Source organism: Acidovorax sp. HMWF018 (assembly GCF_003061035.1).
Lineage (GTDB): Bacteria > Pseudomonadota > Gammaproteobacteria > Burkholderiales > Burkholderiaceae_C > Acidovorax > Acidovorax delafieldii.
In genome coordinates this window covers 6,546-12,143 of the sequence record NZ_QAIM01000527.1, presented here as the reverse complement: position 1 = coordinate 12,143, position 5,598 = coordinate 6,546, and the positions used below count along the sequence as shown (strand labels likewise).

6 protein-coding genes are annotated in these 5,598 nt (G+C 63.0%); 3 read left to right on the top strand and 3 right to left on the bottom strand.

Annotated features, from left to right (window positions below; translation table 11 throughout):
• Both DBR23_RS31530 and DBR23_RS22420 read left to right on the top strand, forming a co-directional pair.
• Positions 1 to 234, top strand: a 234-nt coding sequence (locus tag DBR23_RS31530) for a hypothetical protein (RefSeq protein ID WP_233250674.1), incomplete at its 5' end; no start/stop codon positions are given.
• A gap of 64 nt (positions 235 to 298) precedes the next feature.
• Complete coding sequence (locus tag DBR23_RS22420; RefSeq protein WP_108499627.1) at positions 299 to 1,153, top strand: IclR family transcriptional regulator; 855 nt, start codon at positions 299 to 301, stop codon at positions 1,151 to 1,153.
• A gap of 45 nt (positions 1,154 to 1,198) precedes the next feature.
• Here DBR23_RS22420 and DBR23_RS22415 read toward each other — a convergent pair whose 3' ends face one another.
• From DBR23_RS22415 to DBR23_RS22405, 3 genes are all read right to left on the bottom strand, one after another.
• Positions 1,199 to 1,897: a DUF4336 domain-containing protein gene (locus tag DBR23_RS22415; RefSeq protein WP_108499626.1), complete on the bottom strand. Its 699-nt coding sequence runs from the start codon at positions 1,895 to 1,897 to the stop codon at positions 1,199 to 1,201.
• Between the two features lie 96 nt (positions 1,898 to 1,993).
• Complete coding sequence (locus DBR23_RS22410; RefSeq protein ID WP_233250673.1) at positions 1,994 to 2,704, bottom strand: hypothetical protein; 711 nt, start codon at positions 2,702 to 2,704, stop codon at positions 1,994 to 1,996.
• 207 nt (positions 2,705 to 2,911) lie between these two features.
• Positions 2,912 to 3,823: a LysR family transcriptional regulator gene (locus DBR23_RS22405; protein ID WP_199227780.1), complete on the bottom strand. Its 912-nt coding sequence runs from the start codon at positions 3,821 to 3,823 to the stop codon at positions 2,912 to 2,914.
• Positions 3,824 to 4,079: 256 nt separating this feature from the next.
• Between DBR23_RS22405 and DBR23_RS22400 the strand changes: the two genes are divergently transcribed.
• A partial coding sequence (locus DBR23_RS22400; protein ID WP_108499631.1) for an aldehyde dehydrogenase family protein occupies positions 4,080 to 5,598 on the top strand: 1,519 nt, incomplete at its 3' end.

Genomic DNA, 5,598 nt, shown 5'->3' with positions numbered 1-5,598 from the left:
GAGAAACGACATGGCGAAAGCCTTTCCGGTGGTGGCATCGCACGGTTTGCCTGGGGGGCTGTGCGTGTCACCTGCTGTGGAGTTGCATGGATGGGCTGCGGGCCTTCGGTGTGCTTGCACCGGGGTGGTGCAAGTGCCGCACAAACGCTGGAACAGCCGCTCGATTCAATTGAATCTATTGCAATAAACAAACCAGAATGCTTCGGGTATTCCATTAATCAGAATTTTTATTGAATTTATTCCGTTCAATGAAATATGATGCCTTCAGTTTGATCAACGAATTCCACAGGAGCGAGGTATGGAAGCCGCATCCACCGCCACCGGCGGCGTACCCCGGGTGTTTGCCGTCATCCGGGCCCTGTCGGCCGTGCAGGCCGAGGGCGGGCGAGTCACCCAATTGGCGCGTGCCGTGGGCCTCACGCAAGGCACCACGCACCGTTTGCTGCAATCGCTGGTGGCAGAGGGCATGGTCGAGCAGGACGAGCGCAGCAAGCTCTACCGCCTGAGCATGGATTTCTTCGCCCTGGCTGCCAAAGCGGGCAACCCCGGCGACCTGCGCAGCCTGTGCCGCCCCGCGCTGCTGCGCCTGTGCGCCAGCCTGGGTGACAGCATCTTTCTCTTGGTGCGCAGCGGGTTCGATGCCGTGTGCCTGGACCGCAGCGAGGGGCCGTTCCCCATTCGCTCCTTCACCGGCGACATCGGCGGCCGCGTGGCCCTGGGCGTGGGGCAGGGCGCCCTGGCCATCCTGGCCTTCTTGCCTGAGGTCGAGCGCGAAGAGGTCATCCGCTTCAACCTCTCCCGCGTGCGCGAGTACGGCGTGTTTGACGAGGTCTATCTGCGCACCGAAATCGAGCGTGTGCGCCAGCTGGGTTATGCGGGGCGCAATACCGGGTTGTTGGAAGGCATGGCCGGTGTGGCCGTACCCATACTGGACCGCGAAGGTCGCGCCGTCGCTGCATTGAGCGTGGGCACTATCTCCGCGCGCTTGAACGACGACCGTCTGCCGACCGTCGTGGAGTTGCTCAAACGCGAGGCGGCCGCGATCGGGCCGAAGATCAATCCGTTTGATGCAACGCTGAGAAGGCCGGCACAGAGTTTGTCATCCGTGCGAGCCGAGGCGCAGGCCATTGCACCTGCGGAACCTGGGGCGTGATCTGGTGAGCGAGGTTCCGAGTTCCCGAAAGCAACGGCTTGCGGGTCAACTTGCGCTCAGAAACACCGACAGCGCTTGCGCCGCCTGTGCGTGTGCATCGCTGTCAATCACTTGGTTGTGGGCCGTCACCACCCGTGTGAACGGCCAGCGCAACACATGCGCGGCACTGCGGGCCGCCGCAGTGCGGTCGCGCACCAATGCACGCACTGTGAGCGGCACAGCCATTTGGCGCCGTACCCCTGTCAACGTGGCATAGGCCTGTGTGAGCCAGGGCAGATCGCCCGCCATCCACTGCAGGAGGTCCGTCACGATGAGTGTGGCAGACGGCCGGTGAAACCACACCGACTCATTGCCCGCCGGGATGCCCTCAAACGCAAAGTGCTCCAGCTCAGGCAGCCACTCGGGGAGGTCGCATGCAGGCAGCGCATGCAGCGTAGCGGCCAAATCTGGCCGTTTTTGCGCAAGCCCTTGAGGGCCGTAGACCACCGCGCCCGGGAAGGCTGAGGCACAGGGCGCGAGAAAAAGGTGGTGCATCTTGTTCGGCGCCACGACAAAGGCCACGCTGCCGAGGCTTTGCAACTGGCGCAACAACGCGCTGCCGGGCGGCATCGGGATGGGAGAGTGGATGAAAAGCTTGCGCCCTGGCAGACGCACGACCGTCATGCGCGTGGTGATAGGAAGGCCGTTGGCCTTGAACGCGTGGGTGGCGTGCCAGAGGTGGGTGTCGAGGGGTTCAAGTTGCATGGCGCGGAATGGTGCCCGGGCCAGGGGGTGAGGTCTTGAACGAATTCGACATGGAGCGAGGTTCTGCTTTGGGCCACGTCCGACATTCGGCATTCTTCATGTGAACTGGTCATAAAACACGTCAATCTGGCTGGTAGCGACCAAAGCTTGGAGCGGAAAGATCAGCCAGGGAGTTGCGACCTCCATGTCATTGAGGCGAACTAACAATTGATCTCGCACATCCGGTTTCACCTCCTGCCGCCAGTTCAGCACTTGGCCCCAGGTCGAACTCCCGTTCAAGTGCAAGGGAAACCGTGCGGACTGAACTGAAGCGCTATAGGCCGTTGGAAAGAGTCGCTTGTATGCCTGCAGGTTGTAGAGCCAAGAAACGCCGCGCACGGTTGTAGCGCGTGGCTCCGTGCGCTGAACATGCGATATCAGTTCTTGTAAATCGGCCCTCCTTGCGCTGGAATTCTCAATAGCAAGCGGACTGGAATTGATTCCATCTGGCGCAACAAAGTGGATGCGCAAGGTACCGTATGCATCGGGCGGATCGAAAGAAAAACAGCCGAACGACCGTTTGACTTCGATGTAGGAAAGAGATTGTTGGAAATAGGCACACAAAGCGACTTGCTCGGCACGGTCATCAACCGCGCTTTTTACCTTGTTCAGAAAGAGTTTCCACCTACTTGCGCCAGTGTCCCCCCACAGATTCAGCCTGCGTCGCAAGTTGGTACAACGGTCAATGGCGACGTCGAGAGGCACTGCCGCTTTCGCTGCATAGTGCGTGGCAAATTTCAATTGCAGGGAGAAATAGTCTTCAAGCATGAATATGACGTTAGCACCGTCTTACCAACTTTCGCTTCTGGCCGATAGCAACCGAGCGAGCTCACGGTCCGGGCATGGATCAGCAGGTGTTTTGTGCCAATTTTGATGAGCTGTGGCCGCTTTGCAATATGGCGCTACAGGCCATTTTGATTGCCGCCCCATCCTCTTGGCGATATGCCCCGGTCTCTCGGTATGAGCGATCGGTCCTCACCCTTGCCGCTGCCCCGCACACTCCCCCACCACCCAATCCCTGAACGCCTTCACCAACGGTGTTTGCGCCCGTGTCTCCGGGTACACCAAGTAGTACGCATCGGTGCTCGTCAGCACCTGGTCTGACAGCTCCACCAAACTCCCCGCAGCCAACTCTTGCTCAATCAAAAAGCGCGGCAGCAGCGCCGCGCCCAGGTGCGAGACAGCAGCCTGCGCAATCATGGCGAAGTGTTCAGACTGCGGGCCGCGCAGGGCCAGGGCCGTGGGCACGCCCACCAGCTCAAACCATTCGGCCCATTGGGTGGGGCGGGTGCTTTGCTGCAGCAGCACCACGCGCGTGAGGTCTTGCGGTGTGTGAATGTTGTTGCGGTCGCGGTAGGTGGGGCTGCACACGGGCACGGTTTCTTCGTGCATCAGGTATTCGCATACGGCACCTGCCCAGTGCGGGGTGCCGAAGTGGATGGCGGCGTCAAACGGCGTGCCTGCAAAGTCAAACGGCTCGGTGCGGGCCGAGAAGTTGACCATGGCCTCGGGGTGCAGTGCCATGAAGCGTCCTAAGCGCGGGATGAGCCAGCGCGTGCCCAGCGTGGGCAGCACGGCCAGGTTGAGCAGGCCGTCGGTGCTGGAGAACGCCATGGCTTTTTGTGTGCTGGCCGACAGTTGCTGCAGCACGTTTTGCACGTCGGCCGCGTAGACCCGGCCCGCGTCGGTCAGCACCACCCGCTGGCGCACACGGTGGAAGAGGGCGGTGCCGATCTGCTCCTCCAACTGGCGGATCTGGCGCGACACGGCACTTTGGGTGAGGTGCAGCTCTTCGGCCGCGCGCGACACGCTCTGGTGGCGCGCCGCCGCCTCAAAGGCCAGCAGGTCGGCGGTGGAGGGCAGGAAGGCGCGGCGCAGCAGGGTCATGGTGGCAAATGGGGTCAATCATGCGCAGGGGGAATGAGCAGCTCTGTCAGGTTGTGCGTGGTTTTGGGCTGTGGCGCTAGTACATCAAGCGTTGGTAGCTCTGCAATTTTCAGGCACTTCATGCTGATTTGTGATCAAGTAGTTCCATTTTTTTGCTATCCAGCACGGCGCGATTGGCGGATATTGGCGCATTGATCGTGCGTTTTCTCCCACGCTGCTTCCTTCTATTCGCCTCCACTCACCCTTGCGAGCCGCCATGTCCGCTACCCCTGTCGCCACCTCCCTCGTGTCCGAAGTCGATCAACTGCTGCAACGCCTGGGCGTGCCCCGCACGGCCTACACCGGCGGCACGCTGGCGGCGCGTTCGCCCATCACGGGCGAGGTACTGGCCCACGTGCCACAGCAAAGCCCGGCCGATGCCACCGCTGCCATCGGCCGCGCGCATGCGGCCTTTTTGGCATGGCGCAATGTGCCCGCACCGCGCCGGGGCGAGCTGGTGCGCCTGCTGGGTGAAGAGCTGCGCGCCGCCAAGGCGGACCTCGGCCTGCTGGTGACCATCGAGGCGGGCAAGATCCCGTCCGAAGGACTGGGCGAGGTGCAGGAGATGATCGACATCTGCGACTTTGCCGTGGGCCTGTCGCGCCAGCTGTACGGCCTGACGATTGCCACCGAGCGCCCCGGCCACCGCATGATGGAAACCTGGCACCCGCTGGGCGTGTGCGGCGTGATATCGGCCTTCAACTTCCCGGTGGCCGTGTGGTCGTGGAACGCCGCACTGGCACTGGTATGTGGTGATTCAGTGGTGTGGAAGCCTTCGGAAAAGACCCCGCTCACCGCCCTGGCCACGCACGCGATTGCGCAGCGTGCCATTGCACGTTTTGGCAGCGACGCACCCGAGGGCCTGCTGGAGCTGATCGTGGGCCAGCGCGACCTTGGCGAGGTGCTGGTGGATGACGGCCGCGTGCCCGTGCTCTCGGCCACCGGCTCCACCGCCATGGGCCGCGCCGTGGGCCCGCGCTTGGCAGCGCGGTTTGCGCGCGGCATTCTGGAGCTGGGCGGCAACAACGCAGCCATCGTGGCGCCCACGGCCGATTTGAACCTGGCCCTGCGCGGCATTGCGTTCGCCGCCATGGGCACGGCGGGCCAGCGCTGCACCACGCTGCGCCGCCTGTTTGTGCACGAGAGCATTTACGACCAATTGGTGCCCCAGCTCGCCAAGGTGTACGCCAACGTGCAGGTGGGCGACCCGCGCACGCCCGGCACGCTGGTGGGCCCGCTGATCGACCGCCCTGCGTTTGACGGCATGCAAAAGGCGCTGGAGCAAAGCCGTGCGCTGGGTGCCACGGTGCACGGCGGAGGTCGCGTGGAAGGCATCGGTGGTGGCGAAGCGTATTACGTGCGCCCCGCACTGGTGGAGCTGCAAAAACACGAAGGCCCCGCGCTGCACGAAACCTTTGCGCCCATCCTTTACGTAGTGCGCTACGGCACCATCGACGAAGCCATTGCCATGAACAACGCCGTGGGCGCGGGCCTGTCGTCGTCCATCTTCACGCTCAATGTGCGCGAGGCCGAGTTGTTCATGTCGGCCGCGGGCTCGGACTGCGGCATTGCCAACGTGAACATTGGCCCCAGCGGCGCCGAGATTGGCGGCGCGTTTGGCGGCGAGAAGGAAACGGGCGGTGGCCGCGAGGCGGGATCGGACAGCTGGAAGGCCTACATGCGCCGGGCGACGAACACGATCAACTATTCGACCGCACTGCCGCTGGCGCAGGGCG